At 43.1% G+C, this 25,825-nt stretch carries 26 protein-coding genes; 14 read left to right on the forward strand and 12 right to left on the reverse strand.

Features of this window, described 5'->3' with window-relative positions; all coding sequences use genetic code 11:
- The 4 genes from PLH26_RS07445 to PLH26_RS07460 form a co-directional block, all read left to right on the forward strand.
- Positions 1-572: gluconate 2-dehydrogenase subunit 3 family protein (locus PLH26_RS07445; protein WP_324585377.1), on the forward strand; the 572-nt coding region annotated here is incomplete at its 5' end.
- A gap of 65 nt (positions 573-637) precedes the next feature.
- Positions 638-1,681, forward strand: coding sequence for a gliding motility lipoprotein GldB (gldB, locus tag PLH26_RS07450; protein WP_324585378.1), 1,044 nt, complete (start codon positions 638-640; stop codon positions 1,679-1,681).
- 436 nt (positions 1,682-2,117) lie between these two features.
- Positions 2,118-2,366 (forward strand): hypothetical protein, encoded by a 249-nt coding sequence (locus PLH26_RS07455; RefSeq protein WP_324585379.1) that lies wholly within the window; start codon positions 2,118-2,120, stop codon positions 2,364-2,366.
- A 4-nt stretch (positions 2,367-2,370) separates the two neighbouring features.
- Complete coding sequence (locus PLH26_RS07460) at positions 2,371-3,267, forward strand: AAA family ATPase (protein ID WP_324585380.1); 897 nt, start codon at positions 2,371-2,373, stop codon at positions 3,265-3,267.
- Between the two features lie 153 nt (positions 3,268-3,420).
- On the opposite strand, the gene PLH26_RS07465 is transcribed toward PLH26_RS07460, so the two are convergent.
- The 3 genes from PLH26_RS07465 to PLH26_RS07475 form a co-directional block, all read right to left on the reverse strand.
- The gene (locus PLH26_RS07465; RefSeq protein WP_324585381.1) at positions 3,421-3,645 is read right to left on the reverse strand and encodes a hypothetical protein; all 225 of its coding nucleotides are present in this window, start codon (positions 3,643-3,645) and stop codon (positions 3,421-3,423) included.
- A 17-nt stretch (positions 3,646-3,662) separates the two neighbouring features.
- A complete protein-coding gene (locus PLH26_RS07470) occupies positions 3,663-4,436 on the reverse strand; it encodes a glycoside hydrolase family 25 protein (protein ID WP_324585382.1) in 774 nt (257 codons plus the stop codon).
- Positions 4,437-4,549: 113 nt separating this feature from the next.
- A complete protein-coding gene (locus PLH26_RS07475; RefSeq protein ID WP_324585383.1) occupies positions 4,550-6,199 on the reverse strand; it encodes an ABC-F family ATP-binding cassette domain-containing protein in 1,650 nt (549 codons plus the stop codon).
- A gap of 439 nt (positions 6,200-6,638) precedes the next feature.
- On the opposite strand from PLH26_RS07475, the gene PLH26_RS07480 reads away from it, so the two are divergent.
- From PLH26_RS07480 to PLH26_RS07495, 4 genes are all read left to right on the forward strand, one after another.
- Positions 6,639-8,138, forward strand: coding sequence for a PA14 domain-containing protein (locus PLH26_RS07480; RefSeq protein ID WP_324585384.1), 1,500 nt, complete (start codon positions 6,639-6,641; stop codon positions 8,136-8,138).
- A 192-nt stretch (positions 8,139-8,330) separates the two neighbouring features.
- A complete protein-coding gene (locus PLH26_RS07485) occupies positions 8,331-11,408 on the forward strand; it encodes a PVC-type heme-binding CxxCH protein (protein WP_324585385.1) in 3,078 nt (1,025 codons plus the stop codon).
- Between the two features lie 165 nt (positions 11,409-11,573).
- Positions 11,574-12,068, forward strand: a complete 495-nt coding sequence (locus PLH26_RS07490; RefSeq protein ID WP_324585386.1) for a Panacea domain-containing protein — start codon at positions 11,574-11,576, stop codon at positions 12,066-12,068.
- Positions 12,068-12,502, forward strand: coding sequence for a hypothetical protein (locus PLH26_RS07495; protein ID WP_324585387.1), 435 nt, complete (start codon positions 12,068-12,070; stop codon positions 12,500-12,502). The genes PLH26_RS07490 and PLH26_RS07495 overlap by 1 nt, the downstream gene beginning before the upstream one ends.
- A gap of 41 nt (positions 12,503-12,543) precedes the next feature.
- Here PLH26_RS07495 and PLH26_RS07500 read toward each other — a convergent pair whose 3' ends face one another.
- Together PLH26_RS07500 and PLH26_RS07505 are read right to left on the reverse strand one after the other, a co-directional pair.
- Positions 12,544-13,065, reverse strand: a complete 522-nt coding sequence (locus PLH26_RS07500) for a DUF2480 family protein (protein ID WP_324585388.1) — start codon at positions 13,063-13,065, stop codon at positions 12,544-12,546.
- Between the two features lie 72 nt (positions 13,066-13,137).
- Positions 13,138-15,261, reverse strand: coding sequence for a peptidylprolyl isomerase (locus tag PLH26_RS07505; protein WP_324585389.1), 2,124 nt, complete (start codon positions 15,259-15,261; stop codon positions 13,138-13,140).
- A 567-nt stretch (positions 15,262-15,828) separates the two neighbouring features.
- Here PLH26_RS07505 and nadA point away from each other — a divergent pair.
- Entirely contained in the window at positions 15,829-16,839 is a 1,011-nt protein-coding gene (gene nadA / locus PLH26_RS07510; protein WP_324585390.1) for a quinolinate synthase NadA, read from the forward strand.
- Between the two features lie 23 nt (positions 16,840-16,862).
- On the opposite strand, the gene mnmG is transcribed toward nadA, so the two are convergent.
- From mnmG to ybeY, 3 genes are all read right to left on the reverse strand, one after another.
- Complete coding sequence (mnmG, locus tag PLH26_RS07515; protein WP_324585391.1) at positions 16,863-18,731, reverse strand: tRNA uridine-5-carboxymethylaminomethyl(34) synthesis enzyme MnmG; 1,869 nt, start codon at positions 18,729-18,731, stop codon at positions 16,863-16,865.
- Between the two features lie 82 nt (positions 18,732-18,813).
- On the reverse strand, positions 18,814-19,479 hold the full coding sequence (locus tag PLH26_RS07520; protein ID WP_324585392.1) for a CAP domain-containing protein: 666 nt from the start codon (positions 19,477-19,479) through the stop codon (positions 18,814-18,816).
- Between the two features lie 18 nt (positions 19,480-19,497).
- Positions 19,498-19,920 (reverse strand): rRNA maturation RNase YbeY, encoded by a 423-nt coding sequence (gene ybeY / locus PLH26_RS07525; RefSeq protein ID WP_324585393.1) that lies wholly within the window; start codon positions 19,918-19,920, stop codon positions 19,498-19,500.
- 122 nt (positions 19,921-20,042) lie between these two features.
- On the opposite strand from ybeY, the gene PLH26_RS07530 reads away from it, so the two are divergent.
- A complete protein-coding gene (locus tag PLH26_RS07530) occupies positions 20,043-20,282 on the forward strand; it encodes a FeoA family protein (RefSeq protein ID WP_324585394.1) in 240 nt (79 codons plus the stop codon).
- Positions 20,283-20,293: 11 nt separating this feature from the next.
- A complete protein-coding gene (gene nadD, locus PLH26_RS07535) occupies positions 20,294-20,863 on the forward strand; it encodes a nicotinate (nicotinamide) nucleotide adenylyltransferase (RefSeq protein ID WP_324585395.1) in 570 nt (189 codons plus the stop codon).
- A gap of 21 nt (positions 20,864-20,884) precedes the next feature.
- Here the strand turns inward: nadD and PLH26_RS07540 are convergent, their stop codons facing one another.
- Together PLH26_RS07540 and PLH26_RS07545 are read right to left on the reverse strand one after the other, a co-directional pair.
- Positions 20,885-22,147: a chromate transporter gene (locus tag PLH26_RS07540; protein WP_324585396.1), complete on the reverse strand. Its 1,263-nt coding sequence runs from the start codon at positions 22,145-22,147 to the stop codon at positions 20,885-20,887.
- Positions 22,148-22,179: 32 nt separating this feature from the next.
- The gene (locus PLH26_RS07545; RefSeq protein ID WP_324585397.1) at positions 22,180-22,353 is read right to left on the reverse strand and encodes a 2-oxoglutarate and iron-dependent oxygenase domain-containing protein; all 174 of its coding nucleotides are present in this window, start codon (positions 22,351-22,353) and stop codon (positions 22,180-22,182) included.
- 170 nt (positions 22,354-22,523) lie between these two features.
- Here PLH26_RS07545 and PLH26_RS07550 point away from each other — a divergent pair, with 170 nt between their 5' ends.
- From PLH26_RS07550 to PLH26_RS07560, 3 genes are all read left to right on the forward strand, one after another.
- The gene (locus PLH26_RS07550; RefSeq protein ID WP_324585398.1) at positions 22,524-23,357 is read left to right on the forward strand and encodes a universal stress protein; all 834 of its coding nucleotides are present in this window, start codon (positions 22,524-22,526) and stop codon (positions 23,355-23,357) included.
- Between the two features lie 123 nt (positions 23,358-23,480).
- Positions 23,481-24,155 carry a tRNA (5-methylaminomethyl-2-thiouridine)(34)-methyltransferase MnmC2 gene (gene mnmC2, locus PLH26_RS07555; protein ID WP_324585399.1) on the forward strand — a complete coding sequence of 225 codons (675 nt, stop codon included), beginning with the start codon at positions 23,481-23,483 and terminating at the stop codon, positions 24,153-24,155.
- Positions 24,156-24,303: 148 nt separating this feature from the next.
- On the forward strand, positions 24,304-24,726 hold the full coding sequence (locus PLH26_RS07560; RefSeq protein ID WP_324585400.1) for an ATP-binding protein: 423 nt from the start codon (positions 24,304-24,306) through the stop codon (positions 24,724-24,726).
- A gap of 151 nt (positions 24,727-24,877) precedes the next feature.
- Here the strand turns inward: PLH26_RS07560 and PLH26_RS07565 are convergent, their stop codons facing one another.
- Positions 24,878-25,318 (reverse strand): HNH endonuclease, encoded by a 441-nt coding sequence (locus PLH26_RS07565; RefSeq protein WP_324585401.1) that lies wholly within the window; start codon positions 25,316-25,318, stop codon positions 24,878-24,880.
- Between the two features lie 9 nt (positions 25,319-25,327).
- Positions 25,328-25,735 (reverse strand): RidA family protein, encoded by a 408-nt coding sequence (locus tag PLH26_RS07570; RefSeq protein ID WP_324585402.1) that lies wholly within the window; start codon positions 25,733-25,735, stop codon positions 25,328-25,330.
- Positions 25,736-25,825 lie beyond the last annotated feature (90 nt).

The raw sequence follows: 25,825 nt of genomic DNA on the forward strand, positions 1-25,825 counted from the left end.
TGAACAGACGCGAAGCCTTATCGAGAGTTGCGCTTATACTGGGCGGCACCGTGGTAGGAGCCAATGCTTTTTTGGAAGGATGCAAACCTACCGATAAAAAAGCCGCTGCCACCGGTACCTTCAGTGACAGTGATATTGCTTATCTGGATGAGATAGCCGAAACCATAATACCCGCCACCAACACACCGGGAGCCAAAGCTGCAGGGGTGGGAACTTTTATGACCGTAATGGTGAACGACTGCTATGATGAAAAAGATCAGCAGGTGTTTTTTGAAGGCATGAAATTGTTAAATGAAGCAAGCGACCAAAAGTTCGGCAAATCATTCATGGATATCGATGCTGCAGAACGTAAAACATTACTTACGGAAATAGATGCCGAAGCAAAAAAGTATATGGCTGAAAAAAAGGGAGAAGATCCCAAGCATTATTTCCGCATGATGAAGGAGCTTACACTGCTGGGGTATTTTACATCAGAGATCGGCGCCACACAGGCTTTGCGCTATGTAGCAGTGCCGGGAAAATATGAAGGCTGTGTGCCTTACAAAAAGGGCGACAGGGCATGGGCAACTTAAATAATTTATGATTTGTTGTTTATAGTTTGAAGCAACATTTTTAAAACTACAGCGTTACCCCTGCTATGCAAAAATGGTTATGTTCAGTGATCGTTATCGTGATCTGCCTTTCGGGTTGTACTGCCAATAAGCAAACACCTGATGTATCGGGCATCAAAGTGAATCTTGAAGTACAACGCTTTGAACAGGATTTTTTCGCAATAGATACCAACAACGTTTCTGCAGCAATACCTGCCCTTGCACAAAAGTACCCTGTTTTTTTGCCTGATTTTATCCAGCACATCCTCGGGCTTTCACTTACTGACGATGGGGGTAAATCTGATGAAGCCATTAGAATGTTCCTCCGCGATTACAGGCTGGTAAAAGATACGGCATCCCGGATATTCAGCAACTTTATTGCCATAGAAGATGATGTTAAAAAAGGATTGCAGCTTACCAAATACTACTTCCCTTCCTATCGTACACCCGAAAAGCTCATCACTTTTATTGGCCCGCTTGATGCTATTTTTCAAACCGCCCTGGGAAAAACCGGCGATGTAATAACGCAGGATGCGCTTGCCGTTGGATTACAGTTACACCTGGGTAAGAATGCTTCCCTGTACCAAAGCCAGGTTGCGCAATCCCTCTTTCCTAAATATGTATCCCGGAAATTTGAACCGGCTTATATAGCAGTTAACTGCATGAAAAATATTATTGATGATATATATCCGCTCCGGGCAGCAGACAAAACTTTATTAGACCTGACCATAGATAAAGGCAAACGGCTGTATGTTTTGGATAAGCTGCTGCCACATGTGGCTGACACTTTAAAAATTGGTTATACTGAAGCCCAGTTGAAAGGCTGTTATGCCAATGAAGGATTGATATGGAGCTTCCTCATTCAAAACAACCTGGTATACAACAGCGATCCGTTAAGGATTCAATCTTATGTAGAGGAAGGCCCGCTTACACAGGAACTGGGGGAAGGCTCACCGGGAAATATCTCTTTGTTCCTGGGATGGCAGATCATAAAAAAATACATCGAGAAATTCCCGGATACTACTATTGATGCGCTGCTTCAACTGGACGCCAAACAAATTTTACAGGATTCAAAGTATAAGCCCCGGTAAAATTTCCGGAATACATTCTCCTCATTTTTTGGGCTTTTTTCTTCCTTTCTACGTATTTTTTCTTCTCTTTCCCAAACATATAGGATCATAGGCACATAGACCTGTTTTTCCACTTCTATTGTGTCCCAGCATTTCTACTGTGTCTATGTGTTTTCCTCTCTTGCTAAACACATAGGATCATAGGCACATAGACCTGTTTTTCCACTTCTATTGTGCCCTGTATTTCTACTGTGTCTATGTGTTTTCTCTCACATTACAACATAAAGCCGCCCTCTTTGTTGGGCTTACTCCCAATACACCATATTTACCGGATTGAAATTCCTGTGTGGTATCCATTTACAAAAGCAACCGGTTTATGCTGATTTCTGTTCTATGCAAAATATATTACGGAGCGTTTTGCATAATCATCTTATATTAGATCATCATACCACACATCATGCAAAAATTTTTACCCCTGCTGCTCATAGCATGCTTATGGCAATTGAATGTTTGCGCACAAACTGCAGATGAAAAGGCGATCCTTAAAATATTAGATGATCAAACCCTGTACTGGAACAGAGGTGATCTTGACCATTTTGTGAAAGGATACTGGAACAACGATTCGCTGATGTTTATCGGAAGCAGCGGTGTTGTATATGGCTACCGGAATACATTGAACCGCTATAAAAAGAGTTGTTTTTTTTGATGAATTGCCGTGGATTGCCACCGCCCGGTCGGGGTTCCTGGAAGCATTCGGCTATTTCTGGAACGACTGGGCAAGCCGCAATAACATTACGGTGGTAATATGCGGTTCCGCGGCGGGCTGGATGATCAATAAAGTTGTGCATCATAAAGGGAGCCTGCACAACAGGATCACAAAGCTTATACATTTAAAGCCCTTTACCCTCTATGAAACCGAACAGTTTTTAAAAACAGCGCACATCGCCCTCAACAGGTACCAGATTGTTCAATTGTATATGGTTACAGGCGGCGTTCCCCATTACCTGAAGGAAATAAAAAAAGGCAAAAGTGTAGCACAGCAGATTGACAAGATGTGTTTTTCGGCAAACGGGCTGCTGAAAGAGGAGTTTGATAAATTATACGCTTCATTGTATGATAAGCCGGGTGCGTATATTGATGTTATCCGTGCACTCGCTACCAAATGGATGGGAATCACCCGCTCCCGGATACTAGAGCTAACAGGAGTGAGTGATGGCGGCAGCCTGACACGCATACTTACGGAACTGGAACAATCCGATTTCATATATTCCGTGCCGCCATTCAACAAAAAGAAAAAGGATATACTGTATCGCCTGGTAGACAACTATTCGCTGTTTTACGAAAATAAAGGCGCGCAGGTGGATATGCTTATAAACAGGGCAGACAATATCATTAATATATGCGAAATGAAATTTTACGATGCCCCCTTTATCATAACAAAAAAATATGCAGCGGAATTAAGAAATAAAAGAGCAATGGTGAGAATAGTTGCTCCAGCCAAAAAAAGCATTTTTATTACTATGGTTACCTGCTTTGGCATACAGGAAAACAGTTATGCAACGGAGTTGATTCAAAGCCAGGTAAGAGCAGTTGATTTATTTGGATGATTTTGTGGCACTCGGGTTCCCTGCAAGCCTGGTCCTTTGCGGCTATATTTGGCGGAATCTGTAATTTTTATAAACATTCCGCCAAATATGGGTTTTCTTCGCAGCCATGAAATTAAAGGCCGAAGCCGGCGGGTAAACACCGGAAACATTTTTTTACTCCTTCCATATCCTGTAAAAATAATAGATGAGTGCCCCGAAGCTGATCACAAACCAGGTATAGAACATTCCGTTAAAAGCATTGAAGCCTCCGCGGATCAACGCCCACTCCAGGTATAGGCCAAAAAAGATGGTAATTACAGACCATACAATAATAGCTGTTATCACCCGCAGGATCTTGGTGATGAGTCGCTTTAACTCGGGTTCAATGCCACTGCTCATAGTAAATGCTTTGCTTATTAATTTAACAATAATTGACTGAACGCTGCCGAATCGCCGTTAAATACATTAAAATCCACCCTGCTCCTTATGCCGTTAACCCTGCCCGTTTCGCTGTGTTGCCAAAAAACCCAGCTTCTTTCAATGCGGGGCTTATTGGGTTGCAGGTAGTGCGCCACCCATAAAGGATAATCGTCAAAGTCTTTTCCCAAATAGTGATTGTAAAAATCAACATTGGTATAAATAATGGGCTTCACCTTATAGTAGGCTTCAATAGTGGTGAGCCATTCTTTGACCCGTATGCGAAGATCCCCCGGCTTTACTCCATACAATTGCTCTACATCCAGCACCGGGGGCAGGTCGCCCGGCTCCAGCGTTACCTGGGCTATAAAATTATCTGCCTGCTTTTTCCCGCTTTTCGTAGCCAGGAAAAAATGATAGGCGCCTCTTGTCATCCCTTCTTCTCTTGCCTTATACCAGTTGCGCCTGAACAATTTATCTACGTTCACCAATCCTTCAGTAGCTTTAATAAAAGTAAAACTCAATTGCATGTCCTCCACGTTCATCTTCTTCACTTCTTCCCAGTCTATCACATCCTGGTGATGAGAAACATCAATACCGTGAATATTGTAATTTACGGGAATATCAATGCCAAATGCGGTATAGCGTACGAAGTGTACATGGTATTCTTTCCAGCGAACATAACCGTATATTCCTGCAGCCGTCAGCAGCATCATGCCTGTCATTACCAGCAAAGCCTTCCAGCCGGGAATTGTCTTTTTTTTTCGCGCCATTCGGTTTTAAATACAAAGCACCAAAAACAAATAAAACCTGTCTGCCGGGGCGGATTCAAATTTTAATCCTTCCTCCCTGAGGCAAACAACAATAAACCACAAACTACAAATCCCTACACCAATACGCCCCTGCTTTCATACATCGTTTCCCTGAGCTGTTTCACCCTTTCATCCTGCAGGTACTCATCAAAGGTAGTAAGCCTGTCTATTATGCCCTTAGGTGTTAGTTCAATTACCCGGTTGGCAACGGTTTCCATAAAAGTATGGTCGTGCGATGTGAGCAATACCACGCCCTTAAAATTGACCATGCTTTCGTTGAACGCCTGGATACTTTCAAGGTCGAGATGATTCGTAGGCTCATCCAATATGACAAGATTGGGATTTTGTATCATCATCCGGCTGATCATGCATCTCACTTTTTCACCGCCGCTGAGCACATTTGTTTTTTTCAGGATCTCGTCGCCGCTGAAAAGCATTTTTCCGAGAAATCCACGCAAAAAGGGTTCATCAACATCTGTAACATTGGGCGGCACAAACTGCCTCAACCAATCCATAAGGTTAATATCCTGCTGCTCAAAATAGGGTGCATTGTCATTAGGCAAATAGGCTTTGGTAATGGTTGTACCCCATTCATACTTCCCTTTATCGGCCTCCATTTTACCATTGATGATCTCAAAAAAGGAAGTGAGTGCAAGATGGTCTTTTGAAAAGAAAGCGATCTTATCGCCCTTGTTCACTGAAAAGCTAACATCACTGAACAGCACTCTCCCGTCATCCGCTTTTTTGAATAATTTTTCTACGTTCAAAACCTGGTTGCCCACTTCACGGTCCTGCTTAAAAATAATGCCGGGGTAACGCCTGTTGGAAGGTTCAATATCTTCAATTACCAGTTTTTCCAACGCTTTTTTACGGGAAGTGGCCTGTTTGCTTTTGGAAGCGTTGGCGCTGAATCGGGCAATGAATTCCAGCAGGTCTTTACGCTTGTCTTCCATCTTCTTGTTCTTGTCCGATAACTGGCGGGCCGCCAACTGGCTGCTTTCGTACCAGAAAGTATAGTTACCGGTATAGATCTTTATTTTCCGGCGGTCCACATCCGCAACATGCGTACATACAGAATCCAGAAAGTGCCTGTCGTGGCTCACCACAATTACAATATTTTCGTAATCCGCCAGAAAATTCTCCAGCCAACTGATGGTTTCTACATCAAGATCATTCGTAGGTTCATCCAGGATCAGTATATCGGGGTTGCCAAACAGGGCCTGTGCAAGCAATATCCGTACTTTCATGGCTCCGGGCAGCTCTTTCATAAACGCCTGGTGATATTCTTCACTCACTCCAAGCTCTCCCAGTAAGGTGCCGGCATCGCTTTCGGCGGTATAGCCGCCCATTTCCCCAAATTCACCTTCCAGCTCGCCGGCACGCATACCATCGGCTTCCGTAAAATCTTCCTTTGCATAAACAGCATCCCTTTCCTGCATTACCTGCCACAGCTTTTGATGACCCATTATTACGGTCTGCAGGGCCGTGTGCTCATCAAAAGCAAAGTGATCCTGCTGCAAAACCGCCATCCGTTCTCCGGGAGTAATGTCTATTGTTCCTTTGCCGGGTTCAATTTCGCCCGACAGAATCTTCAAAAAGGTAGATTTCCCCGCTCCGTTGGCTCCTATTACACCGTAACAATTCCCCTTGCTAAAACTAAGGTTTACCTCGTCAAATAATACCCTTTTTCCGAAGGATAATGATACATTATTCACTGTAATCATAGCTGCTTCTCATTTTTATATTCACGTTTCGTCAAAAACAAGCCGCAAAGGTACGATTTAATGTGTATGGGCGAAGAACCTGTGGTTGTAAGATCATGCTTTTACCGATAGCACCACATCCTGATCCGGATCTCAGACTTTGTCTGGTTTTTTGACCGAAGCTTTCTGGCACTTCACCGAAATCGGGGTTTTTAAATATCATGCTTTTTAACGCCTGATGCTAACCGCAAGTCGTTGTATATTATTGACCATTATCAAGACCTATTTTTATTTGCTATTTATAATATGCTACAAATAACTTCTTTAAAGAGATGACTAAGAAATTACCCAGGTGCTCACTAAATGGGTTTTTGCAGAACAGATAAGTGTATTGACATTTTTGACTAAGCAATAACACTTATTTGTGTGCCGTTATCTTTTCAGCAACAATTTGAGCGATATGAAAACATTTCTACCCCTTGCCCTTCTTTTGTTAAGCGTGTTTACTGCAAACAGTCAATGCAACTCCGGCAGCACGAGCACTTATGGAACCAATAATGTGTGGATCGGTTATGTGTATAACAATGCAAACCTTGGATCTTTCAGGGGCCGGGTGAATGAGGGCTCAGCCGCCAGCCCTAACTTTGACCAGAATTTTGGAGGAAGCAATGTAAATTATCCTGTCATCGGCGGCTGCACGGTACAAACAGAAACGTTCAGTGTGCGTTACAGGCTGACCAAAACCTTTACCAGCGGCAGTTATATTTTTACGGTAGGCGGAGACGATGGCTACAGGCTGAGCCTGGATGGTGGCTCTACATGGGTGATCAACCGCTGGACAGACCAGTCGTATACCACTGCCACTTATACAGCAACACTCAGCGGCAGCTATAACATGGTGTTGGAATACTATGAAAACAGTGGAGAGAACAGGATCTCATTTTCGGTGGCCTCCATTTGTAGCGCAACAGAAAATACCAGCATTTCCGGAACAGGCAATATCTGGAACGGCTACGTATATGATGGAACTGACTTTAACACATATGCAGGTATGGTGCATAAAGGCTCTGCTTCTGACCCTGCATTTGACGAAAACTTTGGGGGAGGTAATGTATCTTATTCCACTAGTGGTTGCGCTGTTCAAACAGAAACCTTTAGCGTACGCTACCGGCTTACCAAAACATTTGCCGCAGGTACCTATATGTTTACTGTGGGAGGAGATGATGGCTACAGGTTAAGCCTAAACGGAGGTTCGAGCTGGATCATCAATAACTGGGCGCTTCATTCTTATACCACAACCAGCTACAGCGCTTCATTGAGCGGCACCTATGATATGGTACTGGAATACTACGAAAATGCCGTTGACAACAGGGTTTCTTTTGCCATGCAAACATTGACCTTACTGCCCATTACCCTGCAGTCGTTCACTGCAAAAGAAAAAGAGCATGCAGTACAATTGAGCTGGGATGTATCTCCGCACAGTGATCCCCGTTCTTTTGAAATAGAAAGAAGCACAGACGGAACTTCATTTTCAGGCGTTGCCACTGTGCAATCCAACAATGGTTCTGCAACGCAATACAGTTTCACCGACCATGCTCCTTTCAGAGGGACATCTTACTACCGCTTAAAAATGACAGATATGACCGGTACTACCACGTATTCGGCAACGATCAGCATTCGCACAACGACGGCACCGGCAAATAAAAAAATAAACATTTATCCTACAATAGTAACCGGTAACTCCTTTTTTATAACTGCAACCAGCAATATACGCAACGCAGTAATTACCATTACCGGTTTAAATGGTAATATCATAGCCAAACAAAATGCCGGCAATATCGCAGCAGGTCAGGCGGTTCGTGTTTCTACCCGTGCTGCAAATACCGGCAAAGGAATATACGCGGTTATTGTATCGGGCAGCGACTTTGAAATGACTACAGGTAAAATTATTATACCGTAAGGAGGACCTACCAAGCCCTGATTAAAACATCAGCAGGGAAAGACCCCCGGAACAAACCCCGGGGTCTTTTCTTTTGCCTGAAACCCGGATCCCTGTTATAACAAAGTCAGCATACCTGCCAGGTACAAACTCGCAAAAGATGTTTATATTTATTGGTTCAAATCACATGCGGCTTTTAAAACCCTGTTTCGTATGGCTTTTTTATCTCCCGGTTCCCACCAGTTCTTATTCCGTAAGGCTTTATTTTTTTTGCATACTGCTTTATTGGTAACCCTGCTTTTTCCGGCTTGCCGGATGCCGGATCAAAATCCCGGTGATGATAAACCGCTTTCCGATGCGCAAAAACACCTCCCCGAATATGCACTGAGAGGATTGAATGGGGCACCTGATCTGCAGATCACCCTGTTCGCCCATGAGCCCATGCTGGTAAACCCTACCAATATGGATATTGATGAAAAAGGGCGGGTGTGGGTATGCGAAGGCTATAACTACCGTTACTCGCTCAACCCTGATAATCCTTATAAAAAGGAGGGCGACAGGATCGTAATACTTGAAGACAGGGATGGCGACGGACAGGCCGATAAGCAAACCGTTTTTTATCAGGGAGAAGACATCAACTCCGCCTTAGGCATTGCAGTACTGGGCAATAAGGTGATCGTATCGCGGAGTCCGGGCGTATATATATTTACCGACGAAAATAACGATGGTGTGTCCGATAAAAAAGATACACTTTTTACCGGCATCAGCGGAGAGGAGCACGACCATGCCATACATGCATTTAATTTCGGGCCAGACGGCAAGCTGTATTTTAATTTCGGTAACGAGGGAAAAGGGTTAAAAGATAAATATGGCAATCCTGTAAAAGATATTTCGGGCAGGGAAATCATAGCCAACGGTCATCCCTGGCGGCAGGGCATGGTATTCAGGTGCGACACAGACGGTAAAAATGTTGAAGTACTCGGTAATAATTTTCGCAATCCCTATGAAGTAGCAGAAGATTCTTACGGAACACTTTGGCAATCAGACAACGACGATGATGGCAACCGGGGGGTACGCATTAACTACGTAATGCCCTGGGGAAACTACGGATTTAAGGATGAAATAACCGGAGCTTCATGGCCCGAAAAGCGCATGAACATTGAGGATTCCATCCCTTACCGTCACTGGCATTTAAATGATCCCGGCGTAGTGCCCAATGTGTTGCAAACGGGTGCAGGCTCACCCACCGGCATACTGGTATATGAAGGCAGCCTGTTGCCCCAAAGATTCAGAGGTGAGCTCATACACAGCGATGCCGGCCCCAACATAGTGCGCTCCTATGCTGTTGCACCCGATGGCGCCGGGTATACTGCCAGCATTAATAATATTGCAGAAGGGACCGGCGACAACTGGTTCAGGCCCTCCGACGTTTGTATTGCACCTGATGGGTCCCTGTTCATTTCAGACTGGTACGATCCGGGGGTGGGTAGCCACCAGGTAAAGGATTTTGCCAGGGGAAGGATTTTCAGGGTTACACCCAAAGATCATGAGGGTTATAAAATCCCCGCGTTAGATCTTACAACGGCCGGGGGGGCGGTGAATGCTTTGCAAAGCCCCAACCTCGCTACCCGCTACCTGGCCTGGCAAAAATTACATGGCATGGGTAATGCGGCAGCACCTGCCTTGAAAAAATTATATGCTTCGGAAAACCCACGCTTCAGGGCCCGCGCTTTATGGCTGTTGAGTAAAATTCCCGCTAAAGGTCTGGCTTACGTTCAGGAGGCGCTAAAAGATAAGGATCCCAATATCCGCATTACCGCATTAAGAGCTGCCCTGCAGATAGAGGCAGACACCATTGCTATAGTAAGATCTTTAATCGAAGATGAAAGCATACAGGTAAAAAGAGAAGCCGCATTGGCGCTGCACCACAATAATTCGGCCGAAGCCCCGGCAGTTTGGGCACAACTGGCGCAGCAGTACAATGGCAAAGACCGGTGGTATCTGGAAGCTTTGGGTATTGCTGCGGATGGACAATGGGACCACCATTTTAATGCCTGGCTGCAATTGGTGAACAATAACTGGAATACTCCGGCAGGAAAAGACATCGTATGGCGTGCAAGAACACCAGCGGCATTGCCCCTGCTGGCACAGATCATAAGCGACCCCACCTTAAACCCCCGTCAGCAATTAAAATTTTTCCGGGCTTTTGATTTTTACAAAGATGGTAAAAAGCAAAAAGTATTGTTGTCTTTGCTGGAAGCGCGTCACCCGCAGCAGGATGACATTGACGCGCTGACTTTGCTGCAGCTTGATGCCGGAACACCCCAAACGGGGGCAGTAAAAAAAGCCATTCAGCAAGGGCTGAAAAGTGCTGAAGGAACGCAGCTTTACGTAGACCTTGTAAGAAAGTATAAGCTGAAAGGCAAAAACGCCAGGCTCCTGGCGTTGGCGAAACAAAACAACAACGAGGTAACAAGCACGGATGCGTTGAGATTGCTGCTCGATTTGGGTGGCAGCGGCCTTGTCGCCAAAGCATTACAACAAAAAGATGAAACTGCCGCACAAATGATAACCCTGCTGGGGAAAGCAGGCAGCGATGCTTCCAGAGATCTGTTACGGCAATTCTTTATCAATAAGAACAATCCTGTTCAGTTAAGAACAGAGGCAGTAACAGCATTTGCTACAGGAAGATCGGGAGAAGCCGGTTTGCTGCAACTGGTAAAAACGCAAAAACTGTCCGAAGACCTTAAAGCGGTCGTTACCGACATCTTTACAAAAACACACAGAAAAGATTTGAAAGAAGAGGCCTCCAAATATCTTGATATAAAACTACAAACCAACAAGCTGCCTCCCGTGGAAGAATTAATGGCAATGAAAGGCAATGCAGATTCCGGCGCAGTTGTTTTTGCCACTTACTGTGGTTCCTGCCACCAGGTAAAAGACCAAGGTATTGCTTTCGGGCCCGATCTTTCCGAGATCGGCTCTAAATTGTCGAAAGATGCTTTGTATACTTCTATCCTTGAACCATCCGCAGGTATAAGCTTCGGCTTTGAAGGCTATGCCTTTAAATTGAAGACCGGCGCCTCGGTGTCGGGATATATTGCCAGCCAAACGGAAGATGAGATCAGCATCAAAATGATCGGCGGCATCATTGAAAAATATAAGAAGTCGGATATTGTTTCCAAAACGCTGTATGATCAGTCTTTAATGCCTCAGGGGCTGGCAGAAGGAATGGGAGCGCAGCAGTTGGTAAATATTGTAGAATACCTCAGCGGGCTAAAAAGAAAATAAAAATCTTGCATCAACAAAATGCTCCTAGCACAAGAATTACATACAATGCATTGATTGGTCATTAGTAATTAATGAGTAGAAATATCCGCTATTGTGTTTATCTGTGATATGTTTTATATTTACCGTAGCTTTGCCGCCCATTAAGAACCTTTAATCAGTACATTTATGGCTATTACTGGTACAACAAATCAAAAAAGCTACGCTCAAATAGCTGACTTTTTCATTGCACTTTCAAATGAAACGGGTTCCCTTATAACCAACCTAAAGCTTCAAAAGTTGGTTTATTATGCAGATGCATGGTATTTGGCAAACTATGGCGAAGCGTTGGTTAAAGAAGATTTTCAGGCATGGGTGCATGGGCCTGCAATACCCACATTATATGGCGAGTATAAACACTTTTCTTGGCAACCTATAGTTCGAGAAGATTTAACTCGCGAAAGTTTCAAACAAATAAAAAATACTATAGGAGATAAAGCTGTAGAATTATTAGATCAGGTTTGTGATTCTTATTTTGGACTCACAGCATATGAATTGGAAAGACTTACGCATAATGAAGATCCTTGGAAAAAAACAAGGGAAGGACTTCCTGATGATGAACCTTCAGACAGAGTTATTAAAAAGGATTTAATAAGAGATTATTACGCAGCCTTTATAAAGTAATGCACCCAAAAGTCGGAAAAAATAAACCACAAGACAAGAATACTGCAATTGCAAGCGCAAAGGAAACAGCAGAAAAAAGTGTATCAAGTCTAATAAATTTTTCTCTCAAATACTTTGATACAGGCAATGTTAAGTTTCCTTGTAGTTGTTGGGACGGCGTTTATTATTTGGATTTGTTTAGCAGGATAAAAGACCTTTGTTTACTGCAAAAATTGGAATTTACATCCAATCGTAGTAAAACACTTAGAAGTCACCCTATAAAGTGGCAGGAAACGACTGAGAATGGTTTTGGTTTCCCTATGGAAGAACAAATTGTAGATGTGCCCTATCAGTTTTCTTTAAGTGCAAACGACAAAGGAAGAGTTCATGGATTTTTTATATCAAACACATTTTATGTAGTTTGGTTAGATAAAAACCATGCACTGTATCCATAAAGGTTAATTTCTCCCTGTACGTGTATAATTACCAATATCATTTATTGTGCCTTAACGAAAGCGGCTTTGTACACAGGTACGGTACTGCACGGTTCGCCATACATCAGGCTTTTAACCACCGGGCGTAATTTTTTTGTGATGGCTGTATAAGCAGCTTCCGGCAGCACCACATCGCCGCATCCTTTTATAACAATCCTTTTGTTTGCGTAATCATCTTCATTTATGCTGGAAATGTTATCGAGCATCAGCGTTTGCAGCAAATCCTTTTCACTCCCAAAAACAATGTCTTTTGCTCCCGGCTGCAAATAAGAAACCACAAGCATATAAGCCCACATGGGTATTATGGCATCTGCCGTATTGTTTAAGGCAATATACTTCCCATTGTATTGCTGCCAGTCGGTGTGTTTCAATGCTTCCCGGAACTCCTTTTCTTTCAGGATGAGCCCCTTGAACAGATAATCTTTGATATCAAACACCGCTGTCTCTGCTTCAGGGTAAAAAGCCGCCAGGTCTATTGTAATTATGCCGCTTTCGGCTACCTTATTAATAATTGTATCATTCATAAAGCAAAGTTACCGAAATAAAAAAAGCCGCCAACTTCAAGCCGGCGACTCCTGAATACGAAATATCGTTGATCAATACCCTGCCTTCATACGGCTATCTTTTACCGTTGCCGCTTCCTTCAATGCCTGCATCACCGAATAGCTCATTGTTTGCCTCATTTGCAGGGCTGTTCCTTTACGCTGCTCCTCAACGTTGGCCGCGTCATTGGGGAGGGCTCCTAAATTTTTTACCTGCAGCACATACACACCCGTATTCCCTGCCAGTGGCGGCGATACTTTTTCCTGGTAACTTTTATTAAGCGCCGCGCCTATCAATATTAATTCGTTACCAAATTCTGGTTTAAAATTATCTGCGAACCGTATGCTGTCGGCCTGCTGCACTTCCTGACCGGTATTTTTCGCCGCTTCGTCTATGGAAGCGTATTTACCAAACTTTGTAACAAGCTGAGCCGCTTTCTTTTTATTGCGCAATTGCGGTTCTACTATTATTCTGGCTTCTGCAGCAGATTGCAGACCCTCTTCTTTTTCACCGGTAATAAGTGCCACCACGTACTGGTCGCCTACCGATATGGGATCCGAAACCGTTCCCGGCTTATTGCTGTATATCCATTTAATAAAAGCTCTTGATGTTCCAACACCCGTGATCTGATAATCCATTTCTCCCACACTTTCCGCTATGCGTTTGTTGAGCTTTTCTTTTGTGATGCTTTCGTCAAAAGCTTTGGCTGTGCGGCTTACGGAAGCAAAATGCGTGGCTGCCGCCGAGGCTGCCCGGTCGGTTTCCACGCTGGGCTCAATAGGCTTCGACAAGTAGGCAATCTTATAGGCCTGCTCAAAATCCTTCTGATCCTGGATTTCAATATAATGATAACCGTACTGCGTTTTTACCACTCCTTTATCGCCTGTCTTTCCTTCAAAGCAAAAGTCATTAAACTCTTTTACCATTTGCCCGTTGGGAAAATAACCCAAATTGCCAAACACCGGCTTCGATCCTTCGTCATCCGAATATTTGGTAACCAGCAGTTCAAAAGAAGCGCCGCCTGCGATAGCCTGCTGTATGCTGTCTGTTCTTTTTCTGGCAACGGAGTCGGCAAGTGTCGGCTGACCGGTCTGAGGGTCAATTGTTGCGATCAATATGTGACGTGCTTTTACCGAATCGGGCAGTACCTTCGATCCTATCATCCGGGCTATAGCGATGGAGTTCCCGTCGTAATAGGGACCGTACACTTCTCCGGGCGATAATTTAAACAAAGAGTCTTTAACCGGTATCTGAATCCGGCTTTTGCTCATGTACCCGTCAAAGAACTGTGATTTTGTTCCCTGCCTTGTAACAAAAACACCGGCATCGGCCGCTTCAGCCAGCGGCTTTTTCAAGTCCTCCATCTTCTTCCACAAATTGGTGCTATCTTCTTTGGTGGGCCCTGCATTGAATAGTACGTATGCGATACTGCGACTTCTATCCTGCTTAAAATTGTTTTTATGCTTTTGAATATAATCGTTGATCTCTGCATCTGTAACGTTCACCGATGAATCGGCAACTGTTGAATACGACAATCCAACAAAAGAAATGTCCGCCACCTGTCCTGCAACTGCATTTTGCATTTCAATCAACCATTTCGGTATATAAGTGCCATTGGTAAAAATGGTCATCAGCTTTTTTTGTATCTGGCTCAGTACAATAGGATCGATCAGTTGATCATTTACCTGCCGCAATTGCGTAGCATCCTTGCTTTTTTGCAATGTTTTAAAAGCGTTGCGTGCCGCATCAATATTGTATATGCCCGTTTGGGGATCAGTGAACTGCTGTTTAAATTCCTGAGGTGCATTATCACTGAACAACAGATCCGTAAATTCTTTGGATGTAAAGTCTATGCCCAGCTTTTGCGCTTCTGCGGTTATAAGCTCCTTGCTTACCAAACCATTCCATATCTGGTTTTGGATTTCCTGGCGCATGGATTCATCTACGCGGTAACCCTGGGCCTGGTACTGCGATTCCATAGCCCTTACCCTTGCATCAAAATCCTCCCTTTTAATCTCAGCACCATTTACTTTTCCCACAGTAGAAGACGGGGCAGTAAACAAATGGCTGCCTCCCCCAACAAAAGCATCCTGCACCAAAAATCCAATTAAGCTAATACCGATAACTCCAAAAACCAAAACAGCAGCCCTGTCGCGGATAGTCTGAATTATAGACATATAATAATGTATGTATTTTTTATGGACGGCAAAAATAGGGTAATATACGTTTATCAACAAATTGTGGAAAACGACTGTAAAGCAGCACCCCTCCTGCTTTTTAAAAAGTGGATATATGCCTGTTGCTGCAAAACAATAAAAAAGGAGGTAACCGCGTTTATAGCAATCCACACCCTGCTGTTGATACATGCTCCATTATGTTGAAAACCCCGGGTTTAATTTTTTTTTAATGTGCTGTTCCTGACAATATATTATTTTGGAAATTCCGATCTGTTTCCACCAGGCAGAATAATGACCAAAAAAATAAATTTCACAACAGTTTATCAACAGACGCTCCGCAAAAATTAAGAGATAACTTTTCCGCATCCCGGATCCTTCAACATTGTTAATAATATTTGAAAAACATATGCTGTTGTTTATTTACACGATGTGAACATCCTGTGAAGGAACGTGTATAAATGATTAGCTTTAACTTTGCCAAGAAATGGGTTCACCTATATTTCCCCATATTCACAGCCGTAATAGTAATAGGGCTTTTAAATAAATAATTAATTATTATTAAATACTATGGCAATAATTAACATTGATGAGGCAAAGAAAAATGTACAGCGGGTTGGTTTTTTAGATGTTGATATTGATGCAGGCCTGGATCTGTTTAAAGAGATAGAAAGACTGAAGAAGGAAAAGAACGCCGTAATTCTGGCGCATTACTATCAGGAATCTGATATCCAGGATGTAGCGGATTATATTGGCGACAGCCTCGGACTTGCACAACAGGCCGAAAAAACAACTGCAGATATTATCGTTTTTGCGGGGGTTCATTTTATGGCCGAAACCGCAAAAATTTTAAATCCCGGGAAAAAAGTTTTATTGCCCGATCTTAAAGCGGGCTGTTCTTTGTCGGACTCCGCTCCTCCTCCTTTATTCAAGAAATTCAAGGATGAGCATCCCGGTCATATCGTTATATCATACATTAACTGTTCTGCCGGAATCAAGGCTTTAAGCGATATAATCTGTACTTCTTCCAATGCCAGGCAAATTGTGGAGAGCTTGCCGGAAGATCAAAAGATCATCTTTGCACCGGATAAGAACCTGGGCGCTTACATCAACAAAAAAACCGGCCGCAAAATGGTGTTGTGGGACGGCGCCTGCATGGTACATGAGATTTTCAGCAGGGAAAAGATAACAAAATTAAAAGTAAGGCATCCCGATGCTAAAGTAATTGCACATCCGGAATGTGAAGATGTAGTATTGCAGTTAGCCGATTTTATTGGTTCCACCACCCAGTTGCTGAAGTTTACCGAAAAAGATGAAGGAAAGGAATTCATAGTGGCTACAGAAACGGGCATATTGCACCAGATGCAGAAAAATTCGCCGGATAAAGTATTTATTCCGGCGCCGCCGGATAACAGTTGTGCCTGTAACGACTGCCCGCACATGAAACTGAATACGCTTGAAAAATTATACCTGTGCATGGAATATGAATCGCCTGAACTTACGATGGATGAAGATTTACGGACAGCAGCTTTGAAACCCATTAAGCGGATGTTGGAAATAAGTGCATCCTTAGGCTTGTAAACAGGGCTTTAAGCACGTTAAAACTATCTTCCCATATATACCATCAAAATCTGAACATCGCTTGGATTAACGCCTGAAATGCGTGAGGCCTGACCAAGCGTTCGGGGTTTAACCCGGATAAACTTTTGCCTGGCTTCTGTGGAAAGCGCAGAAATGGTGGAATAATTAAAATTTTCCGGGATCATCAGGTCTTCGAGCTTGCCCATTTTTGAAACCAGCTCTTTTTCTTTTTCGATATATATATTATACTTAATTTGTATTTCAGCCTGTTCTATGGCTTCCCTGGTAGTGTTTTGCAGCGCTTGGGATAATCCGGGAACTGCTGTTCGTAAGTCCGGAAGACTGATTGCCGGGCGAAGCAGCAATTGGGCCACTTTTTGTTTTTGGGTGATGGGTGCAGTGGAAATATTTTGGAGGTAATTATTAATTTCTTGTGGTTCAATTGATAAAGAGTTAATAATATTTAATATATTATTAACAGAGGCTTTTTTCTCATTTAGAGTCTTCATTCTTTCTGCTGAAGCCAAGCCGGCTATATATGATTTTTCTGTTAAACGCAGATCGGCGTTATCCTGGCGCAGCAGTGTTCTGAACTCTGCGCGGCTGGTAAACATTCTGTAGGGTTCTTCTGTTCCTTTACTGATCAGATCATCAATGAGCACACCAATATACGCATCACTCCTTTTAAGAAGGAAAGGCGCTTTGTTTTGCGTGGAAAGGTGGGCATTCATTCCTGCAATCAGTCCCTGGCAGGCAGCTTCCTCATAGCCGGTAGTACCGTTGATCTGTCCTGCAAAAAAGAGATGCGCTATGAGCTTTGTTTCCAAAGAATAATTGAGCTGGGTAGGAGGAAAATAATCGTATTCTATGGCGTATCCCGGTCTGAACATTTTGGCGGTTTCAAAGCCGGGTATATTGCGAAGCGCTTCAAACTGTACTTCTTCCGGAAGTGAGGTGGAAAAACCGTTTACATATATTTCCACGGTATTCCATCCTTCCGGTTCAACGAAGATCTGGTGCCGGTCTCTTTCGGCAAACCGGTTTATTTTATCTTCTATGCTGGGGCAATACCTTGGTCCAACACCTTCTATTCGTCCGGCATACATCGGGCTCCGGTCGAACCCTGTTTTAAGAATATCGTGAACAGTTTGATTGGTATAGGTGATCCAGCAGCTTCTTTGCTGTTGCGCTGAAATTTTTGGAACAGAAGAAAAACTAAAGCCGCTGATCTCGTCGTCTCCTTTTTGTTCTTCCATTTTAGCATAGTTCAGGCTTCTGCCATCTACGCGCGGCGGGGTTCCTGTTTTTAACCTGTCGCTTTCAAATCCCAGTTCAACCAGTTGTTCGGTAATGCCGGTTGCTGCTTTTTCAGCTACTCTTCCTCCTCCAAACCTTTTTTCGCCGACATGAATAATACCATTTAAAAAGGTACCGTTGGTGAGCACTACTGCTTTGGCTTTTATTTGGTGCCCCATGCCGGTTATTACGCCAAAACATTTTCCGTCTTCAACGAGCAAACCTTTCACCATGTCCTGATAAAAATCTATATTGGGTGTTTGTTCCAGCATTTCCCGCCATTTTTTCGAGAAGAGCATCCTGTCGCTTTGCGCCCGCGGGCTCCACATGGCAGGACCCTTGGATTTATTGAGCATCCTGAACTGGATCATGGTAGCATCTGTAACAATGCCGGAATATCCGCCCAACGCATCTATCTCCCTCACAATTTGCCCCTTGGCAATCCCTCCCATTGCAGGATTGCAACTCATTTGAGCTATGGTTTGTAAATTCATGGTAACGAGCAAAACTTTGCTGCCCATATTGGCGGCGGCCGCTGCAGCTTCACAGCCCGCATGGCCTGCACCAACCACAATAACATCATATACTGAAAACATCGGGCAAAATTACAGCAGCAAAGAATAAGTATGGATATTTATTTGGAGCTGTTGATCTATGATAACAATGTTTCACGTGGAACTAATTGCAGGAGAAATCCTGTACCATAAAAAACCGGTTATCATTTCGTTTGACAGGAAAAAAGGAAACACCAATATATTTCATACCGGAATCAAATATATTTTTGCGATGGCCCAGGTTTTGAACCCCGGCGTCAATAAGAAGGAACAGGATAGCCTGTAAACCATCTTCTTTTCCTTCATATACGTTCTCTGAAACACATTCAAAATAGCCAAACTTATTGAGACGGTCTTTAAAGGATTCTCCGTTTGAAGAATTATGGGAAATGCTGCGCTGATTCAACCCCAGGTCTTTAGCATGACTTTCAGCCACATCATTCAGTTTTTTCGAGGGTGCAAGTGGCGGCAGAGAAGAGAGTGTTGAAAGATCGCTGATCAATGACCGGGTATAACTGCTTCTTGCTTCGGGAAACTGTTTCAGGAACGGGAGTAAGATGGTATTGGAAAAATCCTTTGGTTTCTGCCTTACGTAATTTACCCAGTACACCACCGCTTTTTCTTCCTGGTTCAATTTAAGATAAGCCGGATTGGTATTCAACCACCTTTCAATGGCCGTATCTTTTTCATGTGCAACAACAAAGGGCTTATCGTTTAATACAATAGAACCCTGGCTAAAAGCAAGATTAAAACAAAGAGATGCAATAATTATCGAAAGAAAACGTTTCACGTGGAACGGCGTTTATTTTTAATTAAAATACAAGTGCAATAAACGATCTTCTTTGGATCTCATTTCAAGTTTTTCCTTTTTTAACTTATCCTTATAGCCACACAAATGCAGCACTCCGTGAAAAATTACGCGGTGCAGTTCTTCTTTAAAACTGGTTTGCATTAAGTGGGCGTTTTCTTTTACCCGTTCCACACTGATGTATATTTCACCATCAATTTTTCCTGCTGTACCAAGTTCAAAGGTTATAATATCGGTATAATAATCATGCTGCAAATATTGCCTGTTGATCTCCAGCAGGTATGTATCGGTACAAAAAATGTACTGGAGTTTAATCAGGGATTTCTTTTCTTTTTTAAATATATCTCTGATAAAAGACTTTAATTTGTTTCTTTGGGTAAGTGAGAACTTTTGATAAGGGAAGAAAAAATGAATAGGGGCCATTAAAGATTCCTTTTCCGAAATTCGTAAATAATGCTGCGAAACTACCGATAGATTTGCTGAAATGAACGAAGCAGGTAATAACTTTTACCGGCCGACAGGCGCCCCCAAAATAAAATATACGGATGAAAAGGCTCTCTGACATAAGTCCCGGCATTGCGGTGACCATCAGGCAAATTGAAAACAATGAACTTTTTTTAAAGCTGATGGAAATGGGCTTTATTCCGGGCGAGGAAATTACCATCGAACAGATCGCTCCATTGGGTGATCCTATTTCTGTGTCGGTTGCCGGATATAGCTTAAGTTTGCGGTTAAATGAGGCTAAGAGCGTGCTGGTAGAAGAGGTATACAAAAAAACAGCCTGATCGTTTTACGCATGCAGATAGGTTTGTATTTCGGCTCATTTAACCCGGTTCATCATGGGCATCTGATCATAGCCAGCCATATTGCCGGGCACACAAACCTCGACCAGATCTGGTTTATGGTTTCGCCCCAAAATCCTTTTAAAATATCGCATTCCCTGCTCAACGAATACCAGCGCTTACATCTTGTGCGCATTGCTATTGAAGGAGAGCAAAAGCTAAGAGCTTCCGATATTGAATTTCATTTGCCCAAACCATCCTACACCATAGATACGCTGACTTACCTGGAAGAAAAGTATCCACAGCACCATTTTGCTGTTATCATGGGTAGCGACAGCTTTCAGAATTTACACAAGTGGAAAAATGCAGATGTACTAATCAAACGCTATTCTTTTTTTGTTTACAACAGGGCAGGTTTCGGAGCCAGCCCGGGTCAGCCCCTCAATATTACAATAGTAGATGCGCCGCTGCTGCAAATTTCGGCTACACACATCAGGGGGCTCGTAAAACAGGGAAAATCCATACGGTACCTGGTGCCGGATATTGTGAAGGAGGAAATTGAAAAGAACGGTTATTACAGGTAATGGCTCAAGATTATCCTTATCCTAAATAAGCCAACCCAGCAGCAGACAGAATAAAGCAATTACAGGCGCCGGCAGTCGTGTAAAAGTAAGCAACAGAAAGGTACCGCCAATTACTCCTATATTTAAAAAGCTGATCGTGTTTTCTTCATTCACTTCAAAAAAAGAAATGTCTTTCATTAAAAAAAGTGTGGAAGCAGCCATAATGCCCACTACTGCCGCATTGATCCCTTTTAATGCCCGGTAAATGGCTGGATATTTTTTCAAATTGTTCCAAACCGGGTAAAAAAACAAGACCAGCAAAGCGCTGGGCAAAAAAATGCCAAAAGCTCCTATGGCGCAACCTATGGCCTGCATGCCCATACCCTCGCTTTTAAGCGCCTCACCTCCTACAAAAGCAGAAAACGAAAAGGTAGGTCCCGGTATGGCCTTTACCATTCCGGCGCCGGTCAGAAATTCATTTTGATCTATGCGTATCACATTTTGATTTCTTTGTTGTATACGTTCGGTGTTGGGACGAACAACATATTGTTCATACATCATGGGCATCAGCACATCGCCTCCGCCAAAAACCATTCCGCCGAAACGATAGGTGTTTTCAAAAAGGTTGAAAGCTTTCCGGTGCTGCCATTCATTTTTACGGGAAAGCTCACTGAATAAGCCAGCCAGTATAAATATTAAAAAAAATATCACTATGTTTCCCCATTTAATAGGTCTGGGTTCAACAATTATTTTTTCGGAGGTTTTTTCCGTGAAATTGGTGATCAGCCCGCCCAGTAAAATAACTGCGGGAAAAACCCATGGCGAATTAAAAAGAAAATAGGTCGCCACCATCGTACCGGTCATGATCAGCCGGGCAATACGCCTGTTGGCCACCAACGTATAGGCTCTGAAGGCAGCAAAAGCCAGGAAGCCTACAGCCATTGGTTTTATGAATTTGAATAAATCATTTTGAAGATTGGTTTTACCGGCAAAATCAAGTGCAAAAGAGAGCCCGCTCATGAGCAGGCAGGCGGGCAATATCCAAAGCAGCAGGGTTAAAATGGCCAGTGGCAGTTTGCCTTTTTTATATCCGATAAGTGTAATGATCTGGGTAGAAGATGCGCCTGGAAGCAACTGGCAAAATGCATTGTACTCGAGCAACTCCTGTTCCGTAATGTCTTTCCTTTTAGCAACAAAGGTTTTCATCATCATTCCAAAGTGCCCCTGTGCTCCGCCAAAAGCGGTTAAGCCATATACTGTAACGGCTTTCAAAAAAGAAACGTAACGCAAAGGTTTCAAACGCATTCCATAAAGCATTAAAAAGTAACACTCATTTTTTAAGTCCTGTTTTCCTTAGCCTTTTCATCTAAGTATTCGCCTGCGGTAAGATTGTTTTTTACGGCAACAAAACCCACTTCTTCATAAGCCTTACCCAATTGTTGCACAAAATCCTTTTTTCTTTCCCCATCGCCTCCCGTAAAATTGGAAAGATCAACTACCGGAATATGCATAGGAAATTTTTAGTTTGCTTTGAATAACAAAAAGTAGAATTTTGTATGAAATTAGCATCAATTCTTTTAAAATTATATTTTCAAAGCGATGTCCGGTTAATATGAGGCTTTAAGAAAGCTGCTCTTATGAACAACCATCTGCGGTTTTTTATTAGCGTAAAAGCAATCTGATGAAAACAATAATTGTTCCCACAGACTTTTCGCCGGCGGCTATCAATGCCATGCATTACGCGTTGTATATGGCACAGGTCATTAATGCCGGTATTGTGCTGTTGCACGTGTACCAGTTGCCCGTATCGTACAACAACAGCGATATCCCCCTGCCACTTGTCGACATTGGCGAACTGGAAAGGATCAATGTAGAAAGACTGCAGGAATTAAAAGACCTGGCAGAGCGAACGTTTTCGGGTGCACTGCAAATATCTGCTGAAGTAAAACTCGGAGACCTGGCAGATGAGCTTGAAGCCATGTGCGCTTCCATACAGCCCTTTGCAGTTGTAATGGGAACAAGAGGCAGTGGTTTTGTAGAAAGGCTGCTTGTTGGCAGCGCCACGTTATCGGTAATAAGACGGTTAACCTGGCCTGTTCTGGTAGTTCCGCCAGGCACTATTTTTAAAGGGATACAAAAAATCGGCTTCGCCTGCGATTTTAAAAAAGTTGTGGAAACCACGCCTGCAGATCATATAAAAGAATGGGTAAGAACATTCGGTGCTTCAATGAGCATTTTGAATGTGGATGATAAGAAGCATGCCTCAGCGGATGCAAAGGATCAGCATGATCTGTTGCATGGCCTGCTGGAAGAAACGCGGCCTCAGTATTTTTTTATTGGTAACCCGGATGTGGAAAAAGGGATCCATGAATTTGCGGAAAACAATAATCTCGACCTGCTTATTGTAATACCCCGCAAGCATCATTTGCTGGATTCATTGTTTCAGAAAAGCCATACCAGGGATCTGGCCTTCCATTCGCATATTCCTATCCTGGCCATACATGAAGAGGAGTAGGTAATGATTTATTGTGTATGGTTCTAAATTTGGCGTTTGAATTTTATCCGTCCCCGGCGGACAGGATTACTTTTTGTAATTTGGCTTCTTAATGCTTTGAATCCCGGTTTCTTTTCTTAAGGAATGCAACGACAAAAGAAAATAACGGCTGATGGCTCACATACCATATTAGAGCCTGATCTCAACGTAACCTTTCATTCTGTTTATGGCGCCGTGCAGGAAAGCAGGCATGTATATATACGATCCGGGTTGCATTATTTGCTTGCTCAGGGAAACGCTTCCTCTGTTAATATACTTGAAGTTGGCTTTGGCACAGGGCTCAATGCCCTGCTCACATTTTTGGAAGCAAAAGAAAAAAACCTGAATATTCACTACCATGCTATAGAACCATTTCCGCTCAATGCAGCGGAGTGGACGGGGCTTAACTATTGTGCTTTATTGAATTGCCCTGGCAGTGAACCGGAATTTAAGCAAATGCACAGGTCATCCTGCAATACGGCGCTAAGGCTTTCACCTGCATTTTGTTTGTATAAGGATTTAACAACGGTGCAGGAATTCCGGGCCCGGCAATTGTTTCATCTCCTGTATTACGATGCATTTGCACCTGCCGTGCAGCCCGGATTATGGACAACCGAAGTGTTCAGGAAACTATTTAATTGCCTGCAACCGGGAGGGGTACTGGTAACCTATTGTTCAAAAGGCGCTGTACGCCGTGCCATGACTGAGGCGGGTTTTTCGGTTGAAAAAATTCCTGGCCCGGCGCATAAGCGGGAAATGATTAGGACCGTAAGAAAATGAGGCGGTATAGACGCGCCAGGGCAAAATGGTAGCGGATAGACCAATCTCTTTTCGTTTGCATTTTGACGGTATTCCTAAGAAGAAATATATTTTAATTTACTCATTATATTGAGTAAATTTACCTAATATATTGAGCAATTCGTAAAAAATGTTTGTACGCCCTCATTTGCAAGAGCCTATACAAAGAATACAGGAGCCGCGCAACTTTATGCAGGTGATAATGGGCCCCCGCCAGGTGGGAAAAACCACGTTAGTTACACAGTTAGTGGAGAAAATAAGCATATCTCACCACTTTGTGTCTGCCGATGCTATAGCTGCAACGAATACTATATGGCTGGAGCAGCAGTGGGAAGCAGCCCGCACGATGATGGATCAGCAAAAAGTGCCCGAATTTCTATTGATCATTGATGAGATTCAGAAAATAGAGCAGTGGAGTGAAGCGGTGAAATTATTATGGGATATAGATAGCCGGAGAAAAAGAAATATGAAAGTGATACTGCTTGGTTCATCCTGGCTGCTGCAACGCGGGCTTACGTTGGACGGCTTTGCGTTCGGGCGGGGCATTCATTGAACGTCCAGCCCTGAACTGCTGATGATTGAAAAACTAATGTACAGAATATATTTTGTTGTTCACCTGCGTTCCGTCATACGGAACTGCTGCCGAACAAAGTTGCTGTTGTTGATGCTGCGTTGGTTCGCCCCCGCTGACGCAAAACCGCATGTTAGCTGTAGGCTTGGCTTTTTCGCAAGTCTGTATCATCCTTGTTACTCTTTCCAATATTGCAAATGTCACACAGGGTTTGATAGTTGTTGATTTCGTCTTTTCCTCCTTTTGAACGCGGTAGAATGTGGTCAACATGCAATATTATATTGTCCTCTGCGCTTTTCTCAATGTGAAAAGCAATAGTCGTTTTGTCTTTGTTTGCAATTACTCGCATTTGAAGCGTTGCTTCGTTTGTCCAATCTTTTAGTTTCCATTTTGTCCTTATATGCGATAAGTTTTTTAACGTTGAAAATTCTTTGTCAGCACCGTTCAGCCAAAGTTTTTCTCCATTAGTTGAAAACAAAAAATCCCAAACTTCGGTTACACTTAATGGAATACTTTTTCTAATTCCAAATTGCCAACCTGTGTCCTTTGTCTGTCCAATAGTTCTTTTTTCCATACGTCAAAATTATTCGGGAATAAATGCAGTTGCATCAATTTCAACTAAAAAGTCAGGATTTGCCAAACCTGCTACGATAAGAACAGAGATTGCAGGTGGGTTTGTCTGGTTGCTAAAAAATTTTTGAGAAATCTGAAAAGCCCCATACAAATTTTGTCCCTGAACAACATAAATAGAAAGTTTTACAAGATTGTCAAAAGTTGCACCACAAGCCGAAAGGGCTGTTTGTAAATTCTTCATTACTTGTTCGGTCTGTTGGGTAATGTCGCCTTTGCCAATTATTTCCCGATTTTCATTTACGGAATTTTGTCCGCCAATGTAAATTGTCTTGCCGTTTCCCTGTGTCGTTACTATTTGTGAAAAAGCAGGATTTTTTGAAAGTCCGTCTGGGTTGATGTATTGTATTTTGTCGTTCATTTTGTCCACTATTTAATGTCTGTGTTATGTTGGTTTACAATTCTGACTAACGTCAAAACCAGGGTTTGTTAATCAAGTAGTTACAAACCC

Source organism: Agriterribacter sp. (assembly GCF_035444585.1).
Lineage (GTDB): Bacteria > Bacteroidota > Bacteroidia > Chitinophagales > Chitinophagaceae > Agriterribacter.

Bases quoted from the DNA above. Each gene is read 5' to 3' on its own strand.
- ybeY (WP_324585393.1), bottom strand. From the start codon at position 19,920: ATGGCCCCTATTCATTTTTTCTTCCCTTATCAAAAGTTCTCACTTACC.
- PLH26_RS07505 (WP_324585389.1), bottom strand. From the start codon at position 15,261: ATGTCTATAATTCAGACTATCCGCGACAGGGCTGCTGTTTTGGTTTTT.
- nadA (WP_324585390.1), top strand. From the start codon at position 15,829: ATGGCAATAATTAACATTGATGAGGCAAAGAAAAATGTACAGCGGGTT.
- PLH26_RS07540 (WP_324585396.1), bottom strand. From the start codon at position 22,147: ATGCGTTTGAAACCTTTGCGTTACGTTTCTTTTTTGAAAGCCGTTACA.
- PLH26_RS07455 (WP_324585379.1), top strand. From the start codon at position 2,118: ATGCAAAAATTTTTACCCCTGCTGCTCATAGCATGCTTATGGCAATTG.
- PLH26_RS07495 (WP_324585387.1), top strand. From the start codon at position 12,068: ATGCACCCAAAAGTCGGAAAAAATAAACCACAAGACAAGAATACTGCA.
- PLH26_RS07480 (WP_324585384.1), top strand. From the start codon at position 6,639: ATGAAAACATTTCTACCCCTTGCCCTTCTTTTGTTAAGCGTGTTTACT.
- mnmC2 (WP_324585399.1), top strand. From the start codon at position 23,481: ATGCAACGACAAAAGAAAATAACGGCTGATGGCTCACATACCATATTA.
- PLH26_RS07560 (WP_324585400.1), top strand. From the start codon at position 24,304: ATGTTTGTACGCCCTCATTTGCAAGAGCCTATACAAAGAATACAGGAG.
- PLH26_RS07500 (WP_324585388.1), bottom strand. From the start codon at position 13,065: ATGAATGATACAATTATTAATAAGGTAGCCGAAAGCGGCATAATTACA.
- PLH26_RS07465 (WP_324585381.1), bottom strand. From the start codon at position 3,645: ATGAGCAGTGGCATTGAACCCGAGTTAAAGCGACTCATCACCAAGATC.
- gldB (WP_324585378.1), top strand. From the start codon at position 638: ATGCAAAAATGGTTATGTTCAGTGATCGTTATCGTGATCTGCCTTTCG.
- mnmG (WP_324585391.1), bottom strand. From the start codon at position 18,731: ATGTTTTCAGTATATGATGTTATTGTGGTTGGTGCAGGCCATGCGGGC.
- PLH26_RS07490 (WP_324585386.1), top strand. From the start codon at position 11,574: ATGGCTATTACTGGTACAACAAATCAAAAAAGCTACGCTCAAATAGCT.
- PLH26_RS07530 (WP_324585394.1), top strand. From the start codon at position 20,043: ATGAAAAGGCTCTCTGACATAAGTCCCGGCATTGCGGTGACCATCAGG.
- PLH26_RS07470 (WP_324585382.1), bottom strand. From the start codon at position 4,436: ATGGCGCGAAAAAAAAAGACAATTCCCGGCTGGAAGGCTTTGCTGGTA.
- PLH26_RS07550 (WP_324585398.1), top strand. From the start codon at position 22,524: ATGAAAACAATAATTGTTCCCACAGACTTTTCGCCGGCGGCTATCAAT.
- PLH26_RS07570 (WP_324585402.1), bottom strand. From the start codon at position 25,735: ATGAACGACAAAATACAATACATCAACCCAGACGGACTTTCAAAAAAT.
- PLH26_RS07545 (WP_324585397.1), bottom strand. From the start codon at position 22,353: ATGCATATTCCGGTAGTTGATCTTTCCAATTTTACGGGAGGCGATGGG.
- PLH26_RS07485 (WP_324585385.1), top strand. From the start codon at position 8,331: ATGGCTTTTTTATCTCCCGGTTCCCACCAGTTCTTATTCCGTAAGGCT.
- PLH26_RS07565 (WP_324585401.1), bottom strand. From the start codon at position 25,318: ATGGAAAAAAGAACTATTGGACAGACAAAGGACACAGGTTGGCAATTT.
- PLH26_RS07475 (WP_324585383.1), bottom strand. From the start codon at position 6,199: ATGATTACAGTGAATAATGTATCATTATCCTTCGGAAAAAGGGTATTA.
- nadD (WP_324585395.1), top strand. From the start codon at position 20,294: ATGCAGATAGGTTTGTATTTCGGCTCATTTAACCCGGTTCATCATGGG.